General features: G+C 45.0%; 18 protein-coding genes and 2 pseudogenes. 8 read left to right on the forward strand and 12 right to left on the reverse strand.

What is annotated here, in order from left to right:
• Positions 1-121: 121 nt before the first annotated feature.
• The 3 genes from P253_RS13050 to znuB are packed head-to-tail and all read left to right on the forward strand — an operon-like array spanning position 122 to position 2,187.
• Positions 122-619, forward strand: a complete 498-nt coding sequence (locus P253_RS13050; protein ID WP_005181393.1) for a transcriptional repressor — start codon at positions 122-124, stop codon at positions 617-619.
• Positions 592-1,383 (forward strand): zinc ABC transporter ATP-binding protein ZnuC, encoded by a 792-nt coding sequence (gene znuC / locus P253_RS13055; protein ID WP_016658981.1) that lies wholly within the window; start codon positions 592-594, stop codon positions 1,381-1,383. Before P253_RS13050 ends, znuC begins: the two co-directional genes overlap by 28 nt.
• Positions 1,384-1,386: 3 nt before the next feature.
• A complete protein-coding gene (gene znuB, locus P253_RS13060) occupies positions 1,387-2,187 on the forward strand; it encodes a zinc ABC transporter permease subunit ZnuB (RefSeq protein WP_016658980.1) in 801 nt (266 codons plus the stop codon).
• Positions 2,188-2,254: 67 nt separating this feature from the next.
• Here the strand turns inward: znuB and P253_RS13065 are convergent, their stop codons facing one another.
• Positions 2,255-2,875: a LysE family transporter gene (locus tag P253_RS13065; protein WP_005181385.1), complete on the reverse strand. Its 621-nt coding sequence runs from the start codon at positions 2,873-2,875 to the stop codon at positions 2,255-2,257.
• Positions 2,876-3,033: 158 nt separating this feature from the next.
• On the opposite strand from P253_RS13065, the gene P253_RS13070 reads away from it, so the two are divergent.
• Positions 3,034-3,954 (forward strand): Dyp-type peroxidase, encoded by a 921-nt coding sequence (locus P253_RS13070; RefSeq protein ID WP_005181383.1) that lies wholly within the window; start codon positions 3,034-3,036, stop codon positions 3,952-3,954.
• 58 nt (positions 3,955-4,012) lie between these two features.
• Here the strand turns inward: P253_RS13070 and P253_RS13075 are convergent, their stop codons facing one another.
• The 7 genes and pseudogenes from P253_RS13075 to P253_RS13105 all read right to left on the reverse strand — a co-directional run bounded on the left by P253_RS13075 (position 4,013) and on the right by P253_RS13105 (position 13,411).
• The gene (locus tag P253_RS13075) at positions 4,013-4,516 is read right to left on the reverse strand and encodes a hypothetical protein (protein ID WP_016658979.1); all 504 of its coding nucleotides are present in this window, start codon (positions 4,514-4,516) and stop codon (positions 4,013-4,015) included.
• A 113-nt stretch (positions 4,517-4,629) separates the two neighbouring features.
• Complete coding sequence (locus tag P253_RS13080; protein ID WP_016658978.1) at positions 4,630-7,023, reverse strand: hypothetical protein; 2,394 nt, start codon at positions 7,021-7,023, stop codon at positions 4,630-4,632.
• A gap of 5 nt (positions 7,024-7,028) precedes the next feature.
• The gene (locus P253_RS13085) at positions 7,029-7,532 is read right to left on the reverse strand and encodes a hypothetical protein (protein WP_035363581.1); all 504 of its coding nucleotides are present in this window, start codon (positions 7,530-7,532) and stop codon (positions 7,029-7,031) included.
• 10 nt (positions 7,533-7,542) lie between these two features.
• On the reverse strand, positions 7,543-7,941 hold the full coding sequence (locus tag P253_RS13090) for a hypothetical protein (protein WP_016658976.1): 399 nt from the start codon (positions 7,939-7,941) through the stop codon (positions 7,543-7,545).
• 99 nt (positions 7,942-8,040) lie between these two features.
• Positions 8,041-8,973 carry an IS5 family transposase gene (locus P253_RS13095; protein WP_005064486.1) on the reverse strand — a complete coding sequence of 311 codons (933 nt, stop codon included), beginning with the start codon at positions 8,971-8,973 and terminating at the stop codon, positions 8,041-8,043.
• Between the two features lie 55 nt (positions 8,974-9,028).
• Positions 9,029-11,539: pseudogene (locus P253_RS13100) on the reverse strand (type VI secretion system Vgr family protein); the annotation flags it as partial.
• Between the two features lie 171 nt (positions 11,540-11,710).
• Positions 11,711-13,411: an NAD-dependent malic enzyme gene (locus tag P253_RS13105; protein WP_016658973.1), complete on the reverse strand. Its 1,701-nt coding sequence runs from the start codon at positions 13,409-13,411 to the stop codon at positions 11,711-11,713.
• A 366-nt stretch (positions 13,412-13,777) separates the two neighbouring features.
• Here P253_RS13105 and P253_RS13110 point away from each other — a divergent pair.
• Positions 13,778-14,383: pseudogene (locus P253_RS13110) on the forward strand (hypothetical protein).
• A 3-nt stretch (positions 14,384-14,386) separates the two neighbouring features.
• Here the strand turns inward: P253_RS13110 and P253_RS13115 are convergent.
• Positions 14,387-14,665 (reverse strand): DUF2798 domain-containing protein, encoded by a 279-nt coding sequence (locus P253_RS13115; RefSeq protein WP_016658971.1) that lies wholly within the window; start codon positions 14,663-14,665, stop codon positions 14,387-14,389.
• A 184-nt stretch (positions 14,666-14,849) separates the two neighbouring features.
• Between P253_RS13115 and argS the strand changes: the two genes are divergently transcribed.
• Together argS and P253_RS13125 are read left to right on the forward strand one after the other, a co-directional pair.
• Positions 14,850-16,640, forward strand: coding sequence for an arginine--tRNA ligase (argS, locus tag P253_RS13120; protein ID WP_035363616.1), 1,791 nt, complete (start codon positions 14,850-14,852; stop codon positions 16,638-16,640).
• An 85-nt stretch (positions 16,641-16,725) separates the two neighbouring features.
• Positions 16,726-17,346: an SPOR domain-containing protein gene (locus P253_RS13125; protein ID WP_016658969.1), complete on the forward strand. Its 621-nt coding sequence runs from the start codon at positions 16,726-16,728 to the stop codon at positions 17,344-17,346.
• 45 nt (positions 17,347-17,391) lie between these two features.
• On the opposite strand, the gene P253_RS13130 is transcribed toward P253_RS13125, so the two are convergent.
• Positions 17,392-18,051, reverse strand: a complete 660-nt coding sequence (locus tag P253_RS13130; protein ID WP_016658968.1) for a glutathione S-transferase family protein — start codon at positions 18,049-18,051, stop codon at positions 17,392-17,394.
• A gap of 131 nt (positions 18,052-18,182) precedes the next feature.
• On the reverse strand, positions 18,183-19,130 hold the full coding sequence (locus tag P253_RS13135; RefSeq protein ID WP_016658967.1) for a pirin family protein: 948 nt from the start codon (positions 19,128-19,130) through the stop codon (positions 18,183-18,185).
• Between the two features lie 318 nt (positions 19,131-19,448).
• On the opposite strand from P253_RS13135, the gene P253_RS13140 reads away from it, so the two are divergent.
• Positions 19,449-20,717, forward strand: a complete 1,269-nt coding sequence (locus P253_RS13140; RefSeq protein WP_016658966.1) for a GGDEF domain-containing protein — start codon at positions 19,449-19,451, stop codon at positions 20,715-20,717.
• A gap of 207 nt (positions 20,718-20,924) precedes the next feature.
• Here the strand turns inward: P253_RS13140 and guaA are convergent, their stop codons facing one another.
• Positions 20,925-22,493, reverse strand: a complete 1,569-nt coding sequence (gene guaA / locus P253_RS13145; protein WP_016658965.1) for a glutamine-hydrolyzing GMP synthase — start codon at positions 22,491-22,493, stop codon at positions 20,925-20,927.
• Positions 22,494-22,706: the final 213 nt, after the last annotated feature.

Consider the following 22,706-nt stretch of genomic DNA (forward strand, 5'->3'; position numbering starts at 1 on the left):
AAACAGGATAGATGTTATATTATAACAAAATAACAAAAATACCTATGTATAATCGAATCTGACTATACTTCATGTTAAAATTTAATGTCCGATTTTCCTCCTACATTTCCTTGGGGTAGCTATGAGCTTATGTTCTCATGAACATCATGATGCATTACATGGCGTGCACGACCATCAAAATATTGAGCAGCGTCTTGCTGAAGCCGAAAGTCTCTGTGCCGCCACAGGTGCTCGCCTGACCCCACTTCGTCGTGAAGTGCTGGAACTGATTTTAAATGCCTCGGGCCCGATGGGGGCATACGACCTGCTGGCCAAAATTAAAAGTGAGTCAGATCGTCCGGCGGCACCACCAACCGTGTACCGCACCCTCGACTTTTTATTAGAAAAAGGGCTGATTCACCGTTTAACTTCTATTAATGCCTATATTCCCTGCTGCCATCCGCGCGAAGGCCATCAGGCGGCGTTTTTAATTTGCACCGAATGCAAAGTGGTCAAAGAAGCTTCTGCGCAGGGTTTACTGCAGCAACTGGCAGAGCTGTCGGCTTCGGACCACTTCACCGCCCATCACAGTATTATCGAGATTTCTGGTTTATGTCAGCACTGCGCCAGCAAACGCTAAGTCCTGCGCCGCTGATTCGCCTTGAACAGATTCAAGTCCGGATTGATGAGCGTGATATTTTAAAACAGGTCGATTTCTCTTTGCATGAGAAAGAAATTGTCACGCTCATTGGTCCGAATGGTGCCGGCAAATCGACGCTGATTAAAGTCATGCTCGGTATTGTCAAACCCACGGCTGGCAAAGTACTGGCCGATAAAAAACTAAAATTCTCCTATGTGCCGCAGAAATTCAATCCTTCACACAGCTTGCCGTTAAGGGTCAAGGATCTGCTGGCTTTAGAAAAATGTAGCAGCACGTTAAAAGCAGAAATTATCCGCGATACCGGTATTGCCAAGCTGGAAAATTCCAAAGTGCAGCAATTGTCAGGTGGTGAACGGCAGCGGGTATTACTGGCCCGCGCCTTATTGCGCCAACCCGATGTGCTGGTGCTGGATGAACCAATGCAGGGGCTGGATATCCAGTCGGAAGCCGAGCTGTATGACTATGTGCGTAGCCTACCAGAAAAATATGGCTGTGCCGTGCTGATGGTCTCACATGATCTGCAATGGGTCATGCAAGGCACGCATCGGGTGGTATGTTTAAATAAACACATTTGCTGTAGCGGCTTGCCCGAAAGCGTGCAGCAGCATCCGGAATATCAGGCCATTTTTGGCACCAACCGGGTGTTCTATCAGCATCATCATGATCATTGTGCGCATGGCGACCATGCCGAGCCGTGTCAGCATGATTCCCGTCCCCATATTCACCCTGAACCGGAAGTCTAAACCATGATGGATTGGTTATCGTTATTACTTCCGGCCTGGATCATGGGCACTTTACTGGTGTTTCTGACCGCGCCACTCGGCTGTCTGATGCTGTGGCGCCGGATGTCTTTTTTTGCCGATACCATGGCACATGGCACCTTATTAGGCGTGGCCATTGCCGGCGCCTTGAGCTTACCGCTGTGGATGGGCGTTACATTTTTAGCCTTATTACTGGTTGGTATTCTTTGGATTCTGCATGATCCGCGCTTACCGAATGATGCCCTGCTGGCCTTATGCTCTGCGACCCTGCTCTGCTCCGGTCTACTGTTTATCCAGCACATTCCAAGCCTGCGCCCGGAACTGCTCAGCTACCTGTTTGGTGATCTGCTCACGATCTCCTGGGCTGATTTACCCATCTTTGCGCTGGTGATTGTCGGTGCACTGCTGGTTCTATATAAGTATTGGCAAGCCCAGATTCAGATTGCCATTGATCCGGATATTGCTGCCAGTGAAGGTATTCATGCCCAGTGGCAACGTCTGATTTTTATGTTGCTGCTGGCCCTGTTTACGGTTCTGGCATTACGCGCGGTCGGCTCGCTATTGATGGGTGCGCTGCTGGTGATTCCGGCGCTCACGGCACGACTGCTGGCGCATTCTCCGAAACAGATGGTGATTTGGGCTTTTGTGATTGCACAAATTGGGGTAACGGTTGGTTTATGGTCCAGCGCCGGCTTAAATACCTCGACCGGTCTGACTATTGTGCTGACCATGGCGGTGATTTTTGCCCTGATCTTTACCATGCAGAAATTTAAAAAACTGGCCTAAACAATCAACCGAAAGGTTCCATCTAGCCCTCTCCTCTTTATCATTTAGAGGGGAAAATCAACATCTATTACTGATGCACCAGACTTAATAAAAATGCAGCACCAGCAAACAGACCGGCAAACGTCCGGTTCATGACTTTCTGCTGACGCGGTGACTTTAACAATCTTAAAACCTTAGCTGCCAGGCCGGTATAGCCCGCCATCACAATCAGATCAATCGTAATCATGGTTGCTGCCATAATCAGATATTGAATCCACTGCGGTTTGGATAAATCCAGAAATTGTGGCAAGACAGCCAGCAAAAATACAATCGCTTTCGGATTGCTCATATTCACCAGAAAACCGTTCAGCAGCAGTCGTCCAGCTGATTTCTGTGGTAAATCCTGCCGGATTTCAATCGAGTGTACCGGCGCTTTCCATTGCAGATAGGCCAGATACAGCAGATACGCTACCCCGAACCATTTCACTGCCAGAAAAGCCCAAGGCGTGGTCGCAAATAGCACGCCCGCGCCGGCCGCCACAATCGCAATCTGTACCAGCAGCGCCAGTTGCAGCCCGATGGCATTCCAGTAACCATGACGAAAACCGTAATTCAGCCCACTCGACATCGAGGCAATCGCACCTGCGCCCGGCGACACACTAATCACCCAACAGGCCAGCATATAGGCCAGCCAAATCTGATAAGACATGGTAATTCACCACAAAAATGACAGATTATTATATGACGTTTCATCTTTTAAGTGCGCAGTAAAGAGGCAATAAAAATCTGATCCAGAGACTGTTAAGCTGCTACCGGTTCAGGCACAATAGTTTTAGTGATTGATTATTAAAAACTTAGGAGCCATGAATGACAGCTCAATCTGTAATCTTGCCATTACCTTCAGATCATGCCCGTTTTATTGTTTTACGTTTAAAAGATTTAACTCTTGAGCAATTAAAAGAAAAATTAGCTGATCTTTTTAATACCCGTGATCGCCTGATTACCCAGCATCCTCATGCACAAATTAAAACTGCCGTGGCCTTTGGACCTGAACTTTGGGCACAACTGTACTCCCAAACTCCAGCTGGCTTTAAGCAGTTACAACCGATTGAAGGCGCATTCCAGATGCCTGTCGTACCGGCAGATGTACTCATTCATATTGCCAGTGCCCGTGCGGATATCTGTTTTGCCCTGAGCCAGTCTTTCTTTGAGGGTATTCAGGATCAGGTTGACGTTCTGGATGAGCGGGTCTGCTTCCGCTATTTTGATGGTCGTGACATGACCGGCTTTATTGATGGCACAGAAAACCCGCAATTCCCGGATGACCGTGCCGAAGTCGCTTTACTGGGCGAAGATGCCGGCATTTTTGAAGATGGCTCCTTTGTCTTTGCCCAGCGTTATGCGCATGACTTAGATAAATGGAAACGCCTGAAAGTCGATGCACAAGAACAAGTGATGGGTCGAACCAAACTTGAGTCAATTGAGCTGGATGATGAGGTGAAACCTGACAATGCCCACGTCGCCCGTACCGTGGTTGAAGATGATGAAGGTGAAGAAATGGAAATTCTGCGTCATTCCCTACCGTATGGGGATGGGCAAGGTGACCAAGGCTTATTCTTTATTGCCTATACCAAGGATTTAACCATTCTGGATGCGATGCTTGAGCGTATGTTTGGCACCTCGGGAGATGGTATTCATGACCGTTTACTGCATTTTGTCACCGCTTTAGATGGCGCTTACTACTTCGCTCCAAGTGAAGAGTTGCTGGAAACAGTGCTGGAAGGATAATTTATAAAGCCGACGAGAGTCGGCTTTATATTTCAATTTAATAAAAAATTAATAATAATCACGAGCATCCTTCTTGGTATTGCAATTTATCAAGTAATCCATAAGTCACTTCAATTACTTTATCATCAACTAAATAGAATTTCACCCCATACCTTTCATCAAGATCATATTGTAAATAGTAAGTAGCTTCATCATATTCGCTTCTAATTAAAGATAAATCATTAATTTTTGATTTCAATTCTGACGAATTAATTCCTAAAAAAACTGAGTTCAAATATGTTGCTGTTGAAATCTTATTACTAAAAACCAAATAATCAACATCACCATCTTTACTTTCAGCATACAAGCAATTATCAACAATATCAGTATTTTCTATTTTTTTAATTTCACCACTCTTAGAGAATAATTTAAAATCACCACCAATATTCATTTTAGAAAATTCAGATATAATTGTTTTTTTTACTTCATTATTATTACTTAATCCCACTGCCTCATTAGAATTACAAGCTGTTAGAATTAAAATTAAAGAAAAAAACATTAATTTATACAGGCTTTGTTGCATAAATATGTAAGCATCTGATTTAAATAAATTTAATTTTGGATCAAAAAATAATCAAAAATTTTAAAATCATATAGTTATGAAATCTTTGTGCAACAAAGCCATTTATACATATATTAAATATCCTGAATTTTTGGCACACATGTACCAATATGTAAATGGTGATAATGATTTTTAGCATAACCTGTACCTGGGATCTTAGGTCTTTTTGTATATCCATCTTGGGTATAGAATACAGTAAAACCAAACTTTTTAAATTCATGAACTAAATTTATATTTCTTTGATCATCATAATTACTATTTTGCGTCCAAATAGCCTCTGTCCGATGAGCATTATTTTTTCCTAAGTATCTAAAGTCACAAGCTTCGCCATTTCTATGTGTTACACTTGGTTTCTGTGAACTTCCATCAATTAAACTTGCACCAGAACTTGGATACTCCTCATAACCTAAATTCATGAAGCTACCCAAGATTGCAGCCATTGATATACCATTCAAATAAAATCTTATATTTCCCCCAGTTATAAACCACTTATAACCTAAATTTCCTTTTCTATATAATCCATGCTTTGTAAAGTCGATTAAGTAACAATTTCCAGCAATAATTTCATTACCAGATTTACGCAATGGAGCTTTTATAAATCTTGATTTACCCAAATTATGAGCTGTTCCATTTGCTTCATAAAATATAAACTCAGCATAACCTGTGGCTGCTTTATTTTCTCTCTTAATTTTTCCATCATGATAAATATGATAGCGTGTTATATCACTGGTTGGTGGAGCTTGATTACTGATAGTTGTCAAAGGTTTACCACTATTTTCTGTATAGGTATTTTGCTGTATGGCTTTCGGTTGTTCATGCTTAACTTCGGCAGGTTGTGCTGGAGGTATAGGGCTAGTTGGATTTGATGTTAAAACTGGCTGTTGTTTATTTGATTGAGTCTGGGTCATAACAACCTGTTTTGAAAGTTTTTCAAAGCCCTCATTAATTCGAAAAACTCTCGATGAACTATTATGTATTACCCTTACCTTAGTTAATGATTTACTACCAGCACCAAATCCATATACAAACCCAACTAACATTCTTACAGAAATTTCACCTAAAGAATTTGTTTTCTTGGAAATCTCTCTTCCCCTATAAAACAAAGTTAGGGCTAGGTTTGGTACTAATTTATCGTCCTTTTTTACGATTATTTTGAAACTTTGAACTGGTAATTTAATTTTTATAGTTTGATTAGATAATGATTTTTCAACTTTAAAATGATATATTTTCTGATTTTCAGCTTCTCCTGAAACAGAAACTTCAATATCTTGCCCCACCTCAGCAATTATATTCTGCTTGATACCTTGGCTATTTGCTGTATGTTTTTTTATATTTCCCTTATATGTAAGGAAGAAATTCATATTAGAAATTTTCTTTCCTGTATCACCTTCTACAATTTGAATATTAAAACTAATATCTTTAGTATTTTCAGCAATACTATCTCTTTTAATTTCAGCTAAGTTTTGTTCATTTCTTACTTCTTGAGGTGTCTTAGTTGGTTCAGATTTTGGTTGTGGCGTACTGTTTTCTTCTAAAGTTGCCGAAAATCTTGAAACTTCAAAATTTTGTATAATTCCATATTGTTTCTGATCTTTTTTTTGAATAATAAGATTAGACTCTTTACCATCAGCTGCAATTTTGATCTCAGTCAATGGATGTCTAACAATGACAGGAAGATTTCCATTTTCATCACTTTTTACTTTTACTTTAGTTTCTCCAGAGAAGGACTTTCCTGAATATTTTGAAATAATTGTAACTTCTTTTCTTCTTAATAAGTTTTCATTTTGGTCTTTTAATTGAATATATATTTTTCGATTACAGCATTTTTCTAAATCAAATCCTCCAAAGTCTTGAATATATTTTTTAATATGAGTCCCATTGCCATCAGTTTGCTTTTGACCGGAAAAACTAGCAATACCTAAGAAGGCTCCTAGACCACCAATACCTACTAAATGTATTCCAGCAATCGCTCCAGATTCGTTGATTTCCACTCCTTGGATCGTTCTTCCAAAATGCTCATTTAAATTATTATTTCTTATTTGTTTACAGAGATATTCTATCCATTCTTTGATAACTTCATATTGAATACTAGGACTATTCAAAAAATCAAATTTTGAATTAATATTTCTTTTTCCAGACCACTTCCCGGACCAATTATTTGATGAGAATTGACTTTTCCACCTCCTATACAAAGCAGACTCTCTTTTTACGTTTTTAAGATCCTCATAGGATATCCCCCTATCACCTAGATAATATCCTAAATCGTATAAAGCTGATTCCCCCCATTGAAACAAGCCCATGTAACCATTTGTATTAACTTTTTTAGCACATCTCATATTAATAGGATGACTCAAAGATAAAGATAAATCTGATGATGACTCTTTAAAACTCACTGCAGAGATAAAGCCAGCTAAATTAGTTTCAGATGTTTTTATAGTTCCATCTTTAAATATTATCGTTTTTTTCATTATTATTACTCTTTATACCAATCATTTTCTCTATATTTTTCCATACTGACAGATGTATTATTTTTTAAATAACTATTAAGTATATATTTTATTTCATGATCTATCCCAACCTGATTACAACTCAAATCAACCGATTGATCTCTACTATTTACTTTTCTAAAGTATGCAAAAGCTGTTTTATCATCATAAATTAGCCAAATATTGTGTCCATATTCCTTATATTCTGCATTATAAATATTATATTGCTTTTTATTATATGAAATTTTTTGACACTGGCCTGTTGACAACCACTGTGCATCGCTTGTTTTAAGCTTTAAATTATTTATTACTTTTAATTGACTTAGACTACTTTTATTTTTCCCGAATTCCCAAATGTGTTCACATTCAAACTCTTCAATAATCTTTATTTTTTTAATAGGCTGATTCCAATACTGCATGCACTCTTTTGAACTTTCAGCATATAAAATTGAACTACTTATTAGTACACATATAGTTATTATATTTTTCATAATTCCACCATTAAATCCCAAAACTCTTAAAGTCTGCTTCTAAATCATTATCCTCATTCAAATTTTCAGTATTTTTATCATAGTTATCTTCATCATACTCACCACAACATACTTCATCTGGACCTTCAGTTTTATTATGATCTACTTCTTTTTCGATTAGGAGTAATTTTTCCGAATCATTATCAGATTTGCCTAATAATAATATTTCGATATTATCAGGATTATCACTAAATATTCTTTCTGTACGTGCATTCTGATCAAGTGTACCTATAAACTCAGTTTTTTTATCTTTGTTTATGACTTTATATTTAAAGCCTCCTGCCAGTAGCTCTTGAGAAATAAGATCTTTAAAATCAAACCGTCTACTAAATATTCCAGTCTCAGGCATCTTCGCTAACTGAGTATTCACATTAGCTCCATTTATAAACAGATGCTGCCCCGCTTTCACCTCAAACTGGCTTTGTTGCACAAAGATTTGAAATGCAAAGCGCCCCTAATTGAGCCAAATTTAAGGCGTAACTTGGGTAAGTGGTCGACCTAATTCCGTAAATCTGTTGAGGACTGCTACACGTGCATGAACCTCATTGACTTGGCTATCAAAGCTCCTTGCACTGAGTTTATCTCCTAATAATTTGATGCAGTGCATTTTAGTCTCAACCAAACTTCGGCGATGATAGCCTGACCATTTTTTCCATAGTGTCCTACCTAAACGTTTAATTGTTCGAAGTAATTCATTTCGCTCTAGCGAGCTACTCTTTGTATCTTTCCATGGTTTCGCATTTTTTCTAGGTGGAATCACCGCATGTGCTTGCCGATCTGCAATGACCTGACGGCATTGCTTGGTGTCATAAGCTCCATCGGTATAAACAGAGTCAATCTGCTCATCTTGTGGAATCTGATTAAGTAAATCACCAAGCACCTGTGAATCACAGACATTATTGGTTGTGAGCTGAATAGCGCGTATTTGTAGGGTTTTGGCATCTATACCAATATGTAGTTTACGCCATTGGCGACGATATTCAGCTCCATGTTTCTTGCGTTTCCATTCGCCCTCACCTAGAAACTTCATGCCTGTAGAGTCTACGAGTAGATGCAGCCCATCGCTACTTTTTTGGTAGCTGATTGCAATATCAATATGCTTTTGTCTTCTACAAAGCGTACTGTAATCTGGTGCGGTCCAATTTAATCCGCAAAGTTTAATCAGACTTTGCACAAAGCCAGTGACCATACGTAAAGATAGACGGAATAAGGATTTAATCATTAAGCAGCATTGGATGGCTGCGTCGGAGTAGGTTTGATTTCGCCCTTGTTTGCCTTTTGATGGAGCATACCATTGCGTAGCAGGATCAAACCAAAGGGCAATATTTCCGCGATTAATGAGTGCTCGGTTATATGCGGGCCAATTGGTTGTGCGGTAGATTTTGTGTGTAGGCTTCTTCATTTGAAAATTATATCGCTGAAAAAGCCTTTACAGATAGGTTTGTGCAACAAAGCCCCTCAAACTTCCCAGCAGTTGTCGGCAACACACCTGAACCACTAATTTCAATCTGACTTCCTCCAGCCACCAATATAATTTTTTTACTCGCCTTGACTTCAATCCTGTCTTCCGTCGAAATAATTTGCACCCCCTTTCTGGCAATAAGATCTGCCCCATCACCCTGTGCCTGAATTTCGACTTTGCCTTTACCGGCATATAAGCGTGCACCCTCTTGGGCTGCAAACAGGCTCAGTTTCTGGCTGGCATGGGCAATCAGGGATTGCTGCGTACTCAGGTTAATACTCTCTCCGGCATTGTGGCTGATCTGACCATCAGCAGAGAGATGCACATCTTGCTGGCTACTCAACGCAATAGAGTTTGGTGCGCTAAGAATCATTAAGGCCTGTTTAAAAGCAGCAGCTTTATTTTCATCCTGCTGTTCGATCTGCTCTAAGAAGTTCTTTAAGTTATCAAGAACTTCTAAAGGATCGGTCTGCTGGTTTTTGGCCACTTCACTTAGGGCTTGGGTATTGTTCAGTGAGCTTTCAATCTGACTCTTGGCTTCGCTGGCATCAAGATGGTTACCTTCGGCCTGTGCCTGTGGATGGGTCGAAATCAGTAAGCCTTCTCCAGCACGTACTGCACCCCACTGATCGGTTCTCAGTTCAAAACCTTCTCCCCGACCATCACTTTCGGCGCTGGCTTTGGGATGGCTCAAGTTCCCCAGGTTCAGTTGGGTCGCACCATGGCTGCTTTGCAGCTGGGCAGAAATCTGCTTCGGAGTATCATCAAAACACAGCTGATTAAAGCCACTGCCTTCAATTTCCTGTGAGCGGATCCCGCTGAGTTTTTGGGTGTCGGGTAGTTGGCCTTGTTGGTCGAATTGGGTTGGCGAGCGTTCTGCTTCATGTAAACGACCAACCACGAAAGGCCGGTCGATGTTACCGTCAAAGAAGTCGATCACCACAATTTCATTAATCCGTGGCAGGAAACGTGCCCCGTAGCCTTCTCCGGCCCAGGGGGTCAGTACATCCACCCAGGCAGAGTCGGTGTCATTGTCATTGCTGCCAGCACCGCCATCATGCTGATGGTCATCACTGCGGGTAAACAGAAAACGGACTTTAATCCTTCCCCACTCATCGACATGGATGCTTTCGCCAGCAGGACCGACTACCCGGGCGCGCTGTGGATGAGCCGCCGGTCGGTGCTGTAGTGGATGGTATTCCGGTACGGTGCGGATATTGCGGCGTTGTAAGGTTAAGGTATTGCCTTGACGTTCATCCGGGTGTTGTTCGTGTTGAAAGCTAAAATGGCTATGCCAGTGGCTTTGACTGAGTAACTGGTTAATCTGCTGATTGAGGTCTTTAGGTAAGTTGTTCTGGTTATAGAACTGTTTGCCGGTAATTAGAAATTCTTTGTCGGCTGCGCTGTGCTGGTCAATTTCCGGGTGTTCATTCAGTTCAAACCAGTAGCCAACCTGGGCATCACGGACGGTGGAATGGGCACTAAAGTATTTGGATTGCAGGTCGTTGTAGTGGCTGAGGTTCTGGTTCAGTTTATCCAGCTGGTTGTTGGAAGAGGCTGTGGCCTGGTCTTCGCCATTTAAATCCTGCATCCAGGCCGGGCTGATCTGCCAGGCTTGTTCCAGGCTTAAGCTGGCATTGTCCTGATTATGACTGTGCTGGTGTTTGCTTTGTACGGAACCGGCGCCTTCTTCCTGGCTGAGGCTGTCTGACTGCCAGCGTTGCAGATGTACGGCAGTCGGTTGCAGGCTGCGCTGGGCAATCAACTGGGTGATGCTGTCTAATTGTTCGGTGGCACTGGAGCGATGAAAGCGGATACTGCGACGATTTAAGGCGCTGTACTGGCTGTTGTCATCAATCAGGCGTAATTTCTGGGCCTGAAGCGGGCTGCTGGAATGTACGACCTGTAACTGGGCTTCATCAATCAGCCAGTTAATGCCTTCACTGCGCCAGAGCCGGGTCAAAAAGTCATAGTCGGTTTCATTGGACTGCATGATAAAAGGACGCACATCCAGTTCCTGGGTCAGTCCGGTTAAGTCCAGGGTCAGGCTGGCGGCAAAGAGTGGGCTTTTGTTTTGCCATTCTTTAAACAGAATCTCGCTGACTTCGCGTACGCTTTTATTCATAAACACGCGGCTATTACGGCGTTTATGCCAGAGTGCGGTTGGATCTTCTAGCGTAAGTTTATAGAGCGTGAGTGAGCCATCACTCTGGCCTTGCGCGGCTGCGGTGATAATACCGCTGCTGCGAAACAGCTGGCCCTGGTCAGTGACCTGATCGACGGCAACCTGCGCGCCGATAAACTGTTTTAACGGAATCTGTGCGTTGGTCGAAAGACAGATCAGTTCGGCATGTAAACCGTCATTGAGCTGGTGTTTACCATCGATGCGCTGCAAGAAAACATCGGCATTTAAGGCAGGCTGAGAAAATTGAATATGGAGGGCACGTTTTTGTGGGCTGAGGCCGGCCTGCTCCAAGACAGTATGGATATGAACACGGGTTATCATTGTTATAAAAGCTATTGTTTTAATTTGCCCCGATTCTAAACAATGCTTATTTTTTAATCCAGCCTCTCGCTTTCATTTCGGGGCTACAAACCGCCTGTTTCCGACCAGTTGCGATCAACAGCTGCCCTAAAAAAAAAGGAGCCGAAGCTCCTTGTTGTGTTTGTCTATATTTTAGAAGGTAATCCGGCGATAACTGCGGTATTCCGGTTTCCAGAAATTCGCCTCAATGGCCTCTGCCAGTAACTCGTCACTGATTACCGGTGCTACACCGGCCAGCATCGCCGCTTTAGCCACTTTAAAGGCAATAATTTTCGAAACCTTCTGGATTTCATTTAAATCCGGCAGCAGATCAGCGGCGGGATCGAGCAGCATCGGCGAACAGTCTGCCAGTGCATTACTCGACGCCATCAGCATACTGTCCGTGACCCGGGTTGCGCCGGAGGCGACTACACCCAAACCAATACCCGGGAAAATATAGGAGTTATTACACTGTGAGATATGATAAATCTTGCCATGATAATTCACCGGTGCAAATGGACTACCAGTTGCAATCAGCGCCTTACCTTCAGACCATTGCAGGATATCAGCCGGCACCGCCTCAACCCGTGAGGTTGGATTCGACAGTGGCATTACAATTGGTCGCTCACAATTTTCCGTTAGTGTGCGAATAATTTCTTCGGTAAACAGCCCCGGCTGACCCGATACGCCAATCAATACCGTTGGTTTGGCATGTTTGACTACATCGAGTAGTGAAATCATGTCATCGGCATTGCCCCAGGCTGCAACCCGTTCAGGCGGCTGTGCCAGTTTGCGCTGGAAGTCCAGCAGATTCGGCTGGTTTTCGGTAATCAGGCCAAAACGGTCGACCATAAATACCCGCGCACGCGCTTCGGCATCGCTTAAACCTTCATACATCATCTGCGCAATAATCTGCTCGGCTATGCCGCTACCAGCAGAACCGGCACCGAGGAAAGCCACCACCTGATCTTTCAGCTGTTTACCAGCGGCACGTGAGGCAGCAATTAAACTGCCCACCGAAACGGCTGCGGTGCCCTGAATATCATCATTAAAACAGCAAATCTGGTCACGATATTTGTTTAACAATGGCATCGCATTGTTCTGAGCGAAATCCTCAAACTGGATCAGCGCTTTTGGCCAGCGGCGCTGGATCGCTGCAATCACTTCATCAACAAAGGCATAGTATTCATCGCCGGTAATCCGCGGCTGATTCCAGCCCATATAAATTGGATCATCCAGCAGTTGCGGGTTGTTGGTACCTACATCTAAAGTAATTGGCAAGGTATAAGCCGGGCTGATCCCACCACATGCGGTATATAAGGATAATTTGCCAATCGGAATCCCCATCCCGCCAATCCCCTGATCACCAAGACCTAAGATGCGCTCGCCATCAGTGATTACAATCACCTTCACGTTTTTCTTGTTCACATTTTGCAGAATGTCATCAATATGGCCGCGGTCCGGATAGGCCAGGAAGATGCCACGATGACGGCGGTAAATATCAGAAAAACGCTGGCAGGCTTCGCCAACCGTCGGGGTATAAATAATCGGCATCATTTCACTTAAATGATGCTCAATTAAGTGATAGAACAGGGTTTCGTTGGTGTCCTGAATATTTCTTAAATAAATATGCTTGTTGATGGCATCGTTAAACGACACATACTGCTGATAGGAGCGCTGACTCTGTTCTTCAATGCTCTCGATGGCATGTGGAAGTAAACCGTGGAGATTAAAATGGCGGCGTTCCTCTTCTGTAAATGCACCGCCTTTATTAAGCAAAGGCAGCTCCAGAAGCGTGTTTCCGGCATAAGGGATGTAAAGCGGTTTTTTGGTGGCTGAATTCGCTGATGTCATTTCCGATCTCATTATTCGATGATCCAGAAGGAGGCTCAAAGCAAAAGTTCCTCTGGGAGATAAGCTAGCTTAGCCCGTTTTGAGGACAATGGGGTATTTAGAAAATTGATAATGATTTGTGGATAATTTAGGTACTGAATAAATTTGTCCAATCCGGCATCCAGTCACGAAATAACGCTTTCCCGAAGCTCAAAATGCGGTTTTTTATGCCCAAATCAATCCCCTGCCTGTTTAGCTTACAAATCCTCGACCCATCAGGATGTAGTTTTTCGCTGTTTTTCTGTTACATGCAGCCAGTGCAGATTTTTCAATTGGCCTCAATTTGGGTATGCTCTGGGGCAAAACACAACGACATATTTAAAAATCATGTATATCAAGCCATGGATTACACTGGGCGGTTTGGCCGCTGTGCTGGGGTTAGGCGGCTGCCAGACCCTTTCCAATACCACTGAAAAAGTCAGCGATCAGGTGACCGGTTTATTCTCCAGTAAAGACAAAGCGCCGTAAATCGACAAAGATGGCGTGGTGGATATCAGTAAAAAAACCCTGGAGCAACTGGAAAAATTTACTGCCAGCATGCCCACTCAACAATGGGTCTATATTGAAAATGAACAGCTGGGCCGCTATCAGCTGAAAAACAAGGCTCAGGATGGAGTGATTCTGACTCTGGCCCTGCACTGCAAGATCAGCAGCCAGCGACCAACCTTCTCGCTGAGCAGTGCCGAAGGCAAGACATTGTTAAAGGCTTATGATCCGAATGCCGGACAGATCCAGTTCCTGCTCGACAATCAGAATTATGGCAATCCTTTTAATGTACATACCGATGAGCCATTGAAACGCTTCCAGGCAGCCATTGCGCAGGCCAAGGTGATCAAGATTTTTAATGCCTCCCGGCTTTATACCTTCCAGAATGGCAATGCCGATCTGCTGAGTAAACCGGTGTCCTGTCAGGAGTCTGGTGCATCGGGCTAAATGCTATTTGGCTGCGCCCGGCATATCCACCAGCATCGCGGTAAAACGGCGCACCAGCGGCAACACCATCAGCACCACCGGAAAGGCAATGGCCCAGGAAATCATCCAGTTCTGGAACCACAGTGTGATCAGCCCCTCGACCCAGCCCAGCGCACGCAGCATATTGACCATTGAAATAATACCGCTCATCAGGCCAGACAGCAGCAGCGGCATAATAATGCCCGCCCATTTTGCTGGCAGTTTAGGAATATTGGCGATAATTACAGGACGTTTGGCGTGCATGCATGCTCCTACAGCGGGACAAATCCGTCATTGATCAGGTCATTTCATGGCCATGGTAGCATTTTCAGGCTACAGATGGCGCAGAATGTCGGACAATCTTCATTCACTACAAATGGGTTCACCTAAAGACAGTGAAATTTGCTATATTTGCTGTTTTTCTGCGACATTTATTTTTCGACTGATTATGAATACGGCAATCCAAGCAGCTCTTGAACATGCAGTGCAATCCCTTCAAGCAGAAGGTGTCCTCCCAGCAGACTGGAACAACACCAGTAATTTGACGCGAACCAAAGACCGAAGCCACGGTGACTTTGCCTCAAATATCGCCATGATTGCCTCTAAAGCTGCGGGCATGAAGCCGCGTGATCTGGCCGAAAAAATTCTGGCTGCATTGCCAGAAGTGGCAGATATCAGCAAAGCAGAAATTGCCGGTCCGGGGTTTATCAACTTCTTCTTAAATGCCGACCAGCGTTTTGCCATTCTTGATCAAATTCTGGCGCAGCAAGACCAGTTTGGCCGCACCAAGGTCAACGCGGGCAAACGTATTCAGGTTGAATTCGTTTCTGCCAACCCGACGTCCAGCCTGCACGTGGGTCATGGTCGCGGTGCCGCTTATGGCATGACCGTTGCCAATCTGCTCGAAGCCACTGGCGCAACCGTAGATCGTGAATACTATGTGAACGATGCCGGCCGTCAAATGGATATTCTGGCAACATCAACTTACTTACGTTATCTGGAACTGACCGGTCAGGAACTGGTGTTCCCGAAAAATGCCTATCAGGGTGATTACGTCAAAGAAATCGCGCAAAGCATTATCGACCAGGATGGTGATGCTTATGTACGTCCAGTGGCCGATGTCTATAAAGATGTACCGGAAGATGTGCAGTATGCAGCTGAACCGGATGCAGAAGGCAACAAGGTGGTCCTGTCTGGCGACAAAGAAAAACACATTGATGGTCTGATTTTCAATTCACAAACTTTAATTGGCGAAGGCTATCGCGTATTCCATCAGGCGGCTTTAAAAGCCATTCTGGATGACATTAAAGATGACCTCGGTGAATTTGGCGTAACCTTTAACCAGTGGTTTAGCGAAGCCTCTTTAACTGAAAAAATTGATGAAGCGCTGCAAACACTGGATCAGCGTGGTTATCTGTATGAGCAAGATGGCAACATCTGGTTTAAATCGACTGAGTTTGGCGATGAAAAAGACCGCGTGGTCAAACGTCGTAATGGTCAAACCACTTATTTCGCTTCAGACATTGCGTATCACCTGAACAAATTACAACGTGGCTATACCGACCTGATTGATATCTGGGGTTCTGACCACCACGGTTATATCTCCCGTGTAAAAGCTGCAATTGATGCGATGGGTTATGACTCGAAAAAACTGACTGTTTTACTGGTACAGTTTGTGAGCTTATGGCGCGGCGGCGAGATGGTACAGATGTCTTCCCGTTCTGGCCAGTTCGTGACCTTGCGTGACCTGCGTAAAGAAGTCGGCAACGATGCAGCGCGTTTCTACTATGTCATGCGTAAATCTGAGCAGCACATCGACTTTGACCTGGATTTAGCAGTCTCACAAAGCAAAGACAATGCGGTGTATTACATCCAGTATGCACATGCGCGTATCTGCCGTATGCTGGAAAAAGCGGCCAGCACAGGCGTGAATTTTAATGCGCTTGACGCGCGTCAGTTTGCGGCCAAGCTGGAACTGGAGGCTGAAACTGAAATTCTGGCCAAGCTGGCGGCTTATCCTGAAATCGTGACCCGTGCTGCCAATGCCTGCGAACCCCATCAGGTTGGTAACTACTTGAAAGAATTAGCAGCTTTATTTCACGGCTGGTATAATGAACACAAAGTGCTCAATGATGATGCTGCGCTTACTCAAGCCCGCTTATTGCTTTCAGTAAACGTACAACAAACATTGCGCAATGGTTTAGAATTATTAGGTGTTTCTGCACCTGAAAGCATGTAAACCAAGACATTCTTCTGCTGGGCAGGCGTACCATCACGTGCCTGTCCAGCCAATCAGCCAATAATCAGAATAAAGAGGTTCCCTCGTGTTTGGAAAAACGCAGCGCGGTGTATCAGAACGACCAAATAAGCCCAAAAAACCACTCATTCCGACCTGGTTAGGCACACTGGTGGTGATTCTGGTCGTGTTATGTTTCGCAGTGGCCTTAATGCTGTGGAAGCCGTGGGAACCTGTGCCAGCAAAAGGCCAGATCACTTCTGAACATTATCAGGAAGACACCAACAAGGATTACCGCTTCTATGACCTGCTGCCCCAGCAACAGGTAACACCAATTCCGGAGCAGGCCGTACCTGAAACCCAGGAACAGACGGCAGTGGTGATTGTCGAAGCGCCAATTGTTGAGCCGGCAGCGCCCGCAGCCGCCAGTGAAGCGACGGCGGGCATCACGCCAACTGAACCGCCCGTGGCCGCGCCTGCCAGCTATATTCTGCAGGTCCGCAGCTATACCGATCCGGATGCCGCCGATGCACGTCGAGCTGAAATTATTCTGAATGGTCTGTCCGCCGATGTGGTCAAAACCGTAGAAGGTGGTGAAACCTGGTATCGGGTAATTTCGGGGCCATATACCTCTGCAGAGGCGGCGCTAATTGCTCAGCAAACCCTGCAACATAGCGGGATTGATTCGATTGTGGTGAAACGCCAATAATAAAAAAGATGCGCAAGCATCTTTTTTTATAGCTTCAAATTTTGTTTAGGCCAACTGTGCCTCTAGCTTCTGTTCACGAGCGAACGCCCGCTGATAGCCCTCGCGCTGTGCCAGTCGCTGCAGATAACGCTCAATCTGCGGATATTTGCCATCAGTACGGCTTTGCAAGGCCTGTAGCGGAAAGGCCATCTGAATATCGGCAAAGGAAAATGTGCCGGCAAAATAGTCATGTGTGGCCAGATAATCTTCCAGAAACTGGATATGATCTTTGAGTCGCGGCTGAATAAAACCCTGCCGGATACCTTCACTGACTTTTGCTGCCACCGGACGAATCAGCCAGGGTGCGCGCTGCGGCACTTTGCTGGCCACCAGCTGCATCACCAGCAATGGCATCAGTGAACCTTCGGCATAGTGCATCCAGTAACGGTACTGCTGCTGATCGGCCGGACGTGTTGGCTTGAACTGCTGCGCCGCATCATACTGTTCCTGTAAATACTCTAAAATCACCGCAGATTCGGCAATCGGCTGCTCACCATCTGTCAAAATTGGTGCTTTACCCAGCGGATGCACCCGTTTTAACTCTGGTGGCGCGGCAAAACTCGGTAAACGGCGATAAAATTCAATCTGATAAGGCTGGCCCAGTTCTTCTAAGGCCCACAAAATACGAAAGGAACGCGACTGTTCCAGATGATGCACAGTAATCATAATGACACTCTGATTGTTTTTCTTGAAATAAAGAACCACCGGCCACCTTGACCGGTTGCGGCAACTCAGCATCATCAGGCCCACCCATCGATCGCGACGCTTGGGCCTGAAGTTCAATTCATCATGCCTGCTTAACGTGAAGCACGCATTTTATCTGGTAGGGCCGGTGCTTCCAGCCGTGGCCCATTATAATCTGGAATGCTGCCAAAACGCGGGTCCTGATTGACCCACTGGTCACGTGCCTCGCTCAGCTCGTCCTGGGTACGTCCGACAAAGTTCCACCATAGTAAAATCGCGGATTCAAATGGCTCACCGCCCAGTAACAGTACGCGTGCACCCTGGTGCAGTTCAATCTCAATGTCCTGCAGACCCGGCTCCAGCACCACCATATTGTCTTCGTTCAGTTCATGCTGGTTAATATGCGCCGTGCCTTCTAGCGCCATAAAGCCATATTCAAAGGCCGGATTCAGCTGAAGCCGGGTGCGTACCGTTTCTGCCGCAGTTAAGTCCAATGCCAGTAACGGGCTATGCACCTCAACCGGCGAACGAGTTTCCAGAAACTCTCCGACCAGTACGGTAAATTCAACCCCATCTCGTGACACCACCGGTAATTCAGGATAATGGTCAAAACGCGGCGGCATATTGCGCTTGGCATCCGGCAAGGCAATCCACAGCTGGGCCGCATGCATGTGGGTTTCCTGCTCTGGCGCGACTTCGGTATGCGAAATCCCCTGCCCGGCCGTCATCAGGTTAACCTGTTTCGGCCGGATCAATTGTTTGGAACCGACACTATCGGTATGCATGAGGGTGCCTTCAATCATCCAGGTAAAGGTTTGCAGGCCAATATGCGGATGTGGTCCGACATCTAGCCCGTCACCCTGCGGAAAGCTGACCGGACCGGCATGGTCTAAAAAGCACCAGGCGCCAATCATGCGTTTATGCCGGCTGGGCAAGGCGCGTTTAATGACGGTGCCCTGCCCGATTTCTGCACGGCGCAGCGGCACTTCCTGAATAAACTGCTGGATATATTTTTCACAATCGTCTGAATGGGACAGTTCGGTATAGTTGGCATTGGTCATAGTTGTATCCTAACTCTGGCGATGTTCCATGTCGCTCATCTTGTTGTTTATCTTATACGCGGATGCTGCATGAGTTTGCTATAGTTCAGTTAATATGCAGCATTCTCCTGGCAGAACAATCAAAAAATCGCTTTTTGTTGTAAGGATTCATGTGAGCACCAGCGCACAATTTCCTCTCTTTTCCTGCCGTTTTGAGGCTTTTTTTCAGCAAATTACCCATATTTAGGGAGGTCTTTTTTTAATCGTCAAAGCTATACTATTACTTTGATTTTATTAAAGACTTGGGGCAATTCTATGAAGATGGGAAATCGGATTAGAATGTCGACGAATTCAACAGATCTTGCACCCGATGATTCGGATCGACATATTTTACAAGCGTCAGAGTGCGACCTGGAAAGTCGTCAGGCCCTGGAACAGGCCCTGCAAGATCCGGCTGCCCGTATTCCGCCCCAGTTTGAAGACTATTTTTATAAATTCCAGACCATTCACCAGAAGCTGTATTTACAACAGGTCAATCACATTGGCCAGCTGGCATTTTTACTGTACTTTTTCGCCGATTATTTTGTACTGCCCGATGTCAGTCTGCTCTCCGGTATCGCCAGAGTCATCGTGATTGTACTGGCCATCAGCATTAATTATTTCCTGTTCAAATATGTGAAAGATATCCGGATCCATGACCAGATTTTACCGGTCGGCACGCTGGTTTGTGCCGGCCTGTGGTTTTATCTGATGTCCTTGTCGAACAGCCCCTATATCGATATCTATATCTATGCCTCGGTCATTTTTGTGGTGCTGGCCAATTTGTGTATTCAGGTGCGCTTTAAGCCGGCGCTATATACCTCGTTTTTAATCAGTACCGTGGTGTTTTTAGGCGTATCTAACTTAACCAGCGCCATTGAAACCATTATTTTTGCGCTGGTCTATCTGCCAATCTGGCTGTTCAGTTTATATATCAGCTGGACCAATACCCTGAATGCACGGCGTAATTTTCTCAGAACCATGCTAAATGACTGGAATTTCCATATTCTGCAAGAGTTGGCGCATACCGACGAGCTGACCCAGCTCAGCAACCGCCGCCAGTTTGTGCATATTGCCGAGCATAAGGTACATGAATGGCCGCAGCATGCTTCGACCTGCCTGCTGATGTTTGATGTCGATTATTTCAAGCAGATTAATGACACCCATGGTCATGATGTCGGTGATCAGGTGCTGCAGACCATTGCTGATATTGCCCGTAAGGAAATGCGGCGCAAGGATATTCTGGCGCGTTTTGGTGGCGAGGAATTTACCGCTTTACTCACCGAAACCAGTCTGCAGGATGCACTGCTGATTGCCGAACGTTTAAGAACCAAAATTGCCCAGCACCGGATTTATATTGGCCAGAATATCAGCCTGAATTTTACCGTTTCGATTGGGGTATCTGAGCTCAAAGCCGAACAGCCTGATTTAACCACATTAATTAAAGAAGCTGATATTGCCTTATACGCGGCCAAACAGCATGGGCGTAATTGTGTACTGCACTATGATATTGGCATGAGCGAACCGAAAAAACCGGCCTGCCCGTCCAATATTTCCTGGGTGGTTTAAATACAAAAAGAGCGCCGAGGCGCTCTTTTTTAAATAATTTCGGGCTTCTAAACTGCCGCGCACCTTGCGCCGATTTTAAAAGCAATGCTTTAAAATGGGCTCATGGCGTAATTCAGGCACAAAGCAATGCTTCGTAAAACCCCACTGCTGCGGGCACAGCCCTTGGCGTAATTCAGGCGGACAGCAGTACTGTCCGAAAGCCCTGAATTACTCCCATTCAATTGTTGCAGGTGGTTTAGACGATACGTCATATACCACACGTGAAACGTCTTTAATCTCGTTCATAATACGAGTTGAAATACGATCTACCAGATCATATGGCAGGTGCGCGAAACGTGCTGTCATAAAGTCAACTGTTTCAACGGCACGCAGGGCAACAACCCAGGCATAACGACGGCCATCACCCACCACCCCAACAGATTTCACTGGCTGGAATACAGCAAAGGCTTGTGCAGTTTTGTCATACCAGCCGCTGGCACGCAGTTCCTGCATAAAGATGTCATCAGCCAGACGTAAAATGTCGGCATATTCTTTTTTCACTTCACCCAGAATACGCACGCCCAAACCTGGACCCGGGAATGGATGACGGTAAATCATGCTGTGTGGCAGACCTAAAGTGGTGCCCAGTTTACGTACTTCATCTTTAAACAGGTCACGTAACGGTTCAACCAGTTCAAAAGCCAAATCATCCGGTAAACCACCCACGTTGTGGTGTGATTTAATTACATGCGCCTTGCCCTGTTTGCTGGCGGCAGATTCAATCACGTCTGGATAAATCGTACCTTGTGCCAGGAATTTCACACCATCTAATTTACGTGCTTCTTCAGCAAACACTTCAATAAATTCACGACCAATAATCTTACGTTTCGCTTCAGGATCAGTGACCCCTGCCAGTGCAGACAGGAAACGGTCTTCCGCATCGGCACGAATCACGCGGATCCCCATGTTGTCAGCAAACATTTGCATAACCTGGTCGCCTTCGTTTAAACGCAGCAAACCGTTGTCTACAAATACACAGGTCAACTGATCGCCAATTGCTTTATGCAGCAATGCAGCAACCACAGAAGAGTCCACACCACCTGACAGACCTAGCAGTACTTTTTCATCGCCAATCTGTTCACGTAGCTGTTCTACACGCAGATCGATAATGTGCTCTGGTGTCCACAGACCACGACAGCCACAAATCTGGTGTACGAAGTTCGACAGTAATTCTGCACCTTTAGAGGTATGCGTCACTTCCGGGTGGAACTGGATGCCGTAGAAACGACGTGTTTCGTCAGATACCATGGCAATTGGGCAGCTTGGGGTTTGTGCTGTTACCTGGAAACCTTCCGGAATACGGGCAACTTTATCGCCGTGGCTCATCCAGACATGCAGCTGGTTTTCACGGTCTTGCAGGTTACCAATCAGCTGGTCACGCACCACGATGTCTACTTCTGCATAGCCAAACTCATGGACAGTACCTGGCTCAACTTTACCGCCAAGCTGTTCGCACATGGTTTGCAGGCCATAACAAATGCCCAATACCGGCACACCCAGTTCAAACACCACTTGTGGTGCACGCGGGCTGCCTTCCTGGTGAACGCTTTCAGGTCCACCCGACAAGATGATACCGTTTGGATTAAATGCACGAATGTCTTCTTCAGACATGTCATAGGCATACATTTCAGAATATACGCCAGCTTCACGAACACGACGTGCGATGAGCTGACTATATTGAGAACCGAAATCCAGAATCAGGATACGATCTTCAGTAATTTGAGTATTGGTAGTCATGACAAACAACTATGAGAGGCAAACGAATATAAGCGCCGTATTCTAGCATTTTTTCTGCGCATTAAACACAAGATTCAGATCAGTCTGTGCGGATCCCCGAATCAGGCCGCTACCGGCAGATGTTCTCGACCCTCTTCTTTATTATCTATTTAGGCAAAAAATAAGGCAGCCGGAGCTGCCTGTACTGAATGACGGGAAAATTATTTCCCTGCA

This window comes from Acinetobacter indicus CIP 110367, from assembly GCF_000488255.1.
GTDB lineage: Bacteria > Pseudomonadota > Gammaproteobacteria > Pseudomonadales > Moraxellaceae > Acinetobacter > Acinetobacter indicus.

What these genes read in the sequence shown, in the direction of transcription:
- P253_RS13135 (WP_016658967.1), bottom strand. Translation starts at nt 19,130, where the DNA reads ATGACCAATGCCAACTATACCGAACTGTCCCATTCAGACGATTGTGAA.
- P253_RS13140 (WP_016658966.1), top strand. Translation starts at nt 19,449, where the DNA reads ATGTCGACGAATTCAACAGATCTTGCACCCGATGATTCGGATCGACAT.
- P253_RS13080 (WP_016658978.1), bottom strand. Translation starts at nt 7,023, where the DNA reads ATGAAAAAAACGATAATATTTAAAGATGGAACTATAAAAACATCTGAA.
- P253_RS13105 (WP_016658973.1), bottom strand. Translation starts at nt 13,411, where the DNA reads ATGACATCAGCGAATTCAGCCACCAAAAAACCGCTTTACATCCCTTAT.
- guaA (WP_016658965.1), bottom strand. Translation starts at nt 22,493, where the DNA reads ATGACTACCAATACTCAAATTACTGAAGATCGTATCCTGATTCTGGAT.
- znuC (WP_016658981.1), top strand. Translation starts at nt 592, where the DNA reads ATGTCAGCACTGCGCCAGCAAACGCTAAGTCCTGCGCCGCTGATTCGC.
- P253_RS13130 (WP_016658968.1), bottom strand. Translation starts at nt 18,051, where the DNA reads ATGATTACTGTGCATCATCTGGAACAGTCGCGTTCCTTTCGTATTTTG.
- P253_RS13085 (WP_035363581.1), bottom strand. Translation starts at nt 7,532, where the DNA reads ATGAAAAATATAATAACTATATGTGTACTAATAAGTAGTTCAATTTTA.
- argS (WP_035363616.1), top strand. Translation starts at nt 14,850, where the DNA reads ATGAATACGGCAATCCAAGCAGCTCTTGAACATGCAGTGCAATCCCTT.
- P253_RS13070 (WP_005181383.1), top strand. Translation starts at nt 3,034, where the DNA reads ATGACAGCTCAATCTGTAATCTTGCCATTACCTTCAGATCATGCCCGT.
- P253_RS13095 (WP_005064486.1), bottom strand. Translation starts at nt 8,973, where the DNA reads ATGAAGAAGCCTACACACAAAATCTACCGCACAACCAATTGGCCCGCA.
- znuB (WP_016658980.1), top strand. Translation starts at nt 1,387, where the DNA reads ATGATGGATTGGTTATCGTTATTACTTCCGGCCTGGATCATGGGCACT.
- P253_RS13065 (WP_005181385.1), bottom strand. Translation starts at nt 2,875, where the DNA reads ATGTCTTATCAGATTTGGCTGGCCTATATGCTGGCCTGTTGGGTGATT.
- P253_RS13115 (WP_016658971.1), bottom strand. Translation starts at nt 14,665, where the DNA reads ATGCACGCCAAACGTCCTGTAATTATCGCCAATATTCCTAAACTGCCA.
- P253_RS13075 (WP_016658979.1), bottom strand. Translation starts at nt 4,516, where the DNA reads ATGCAACAAAGCCTGTATAAATTAATGTTTTTTTCTTTAATTTTAATT.
- P253_RS13050 (WP_005181393.1), top strand. Translation starts at nt 122, where the DNA reads ATGAGCTTATGTTCTCATGAACATCATGATGCATTACATGGCGTGCAC.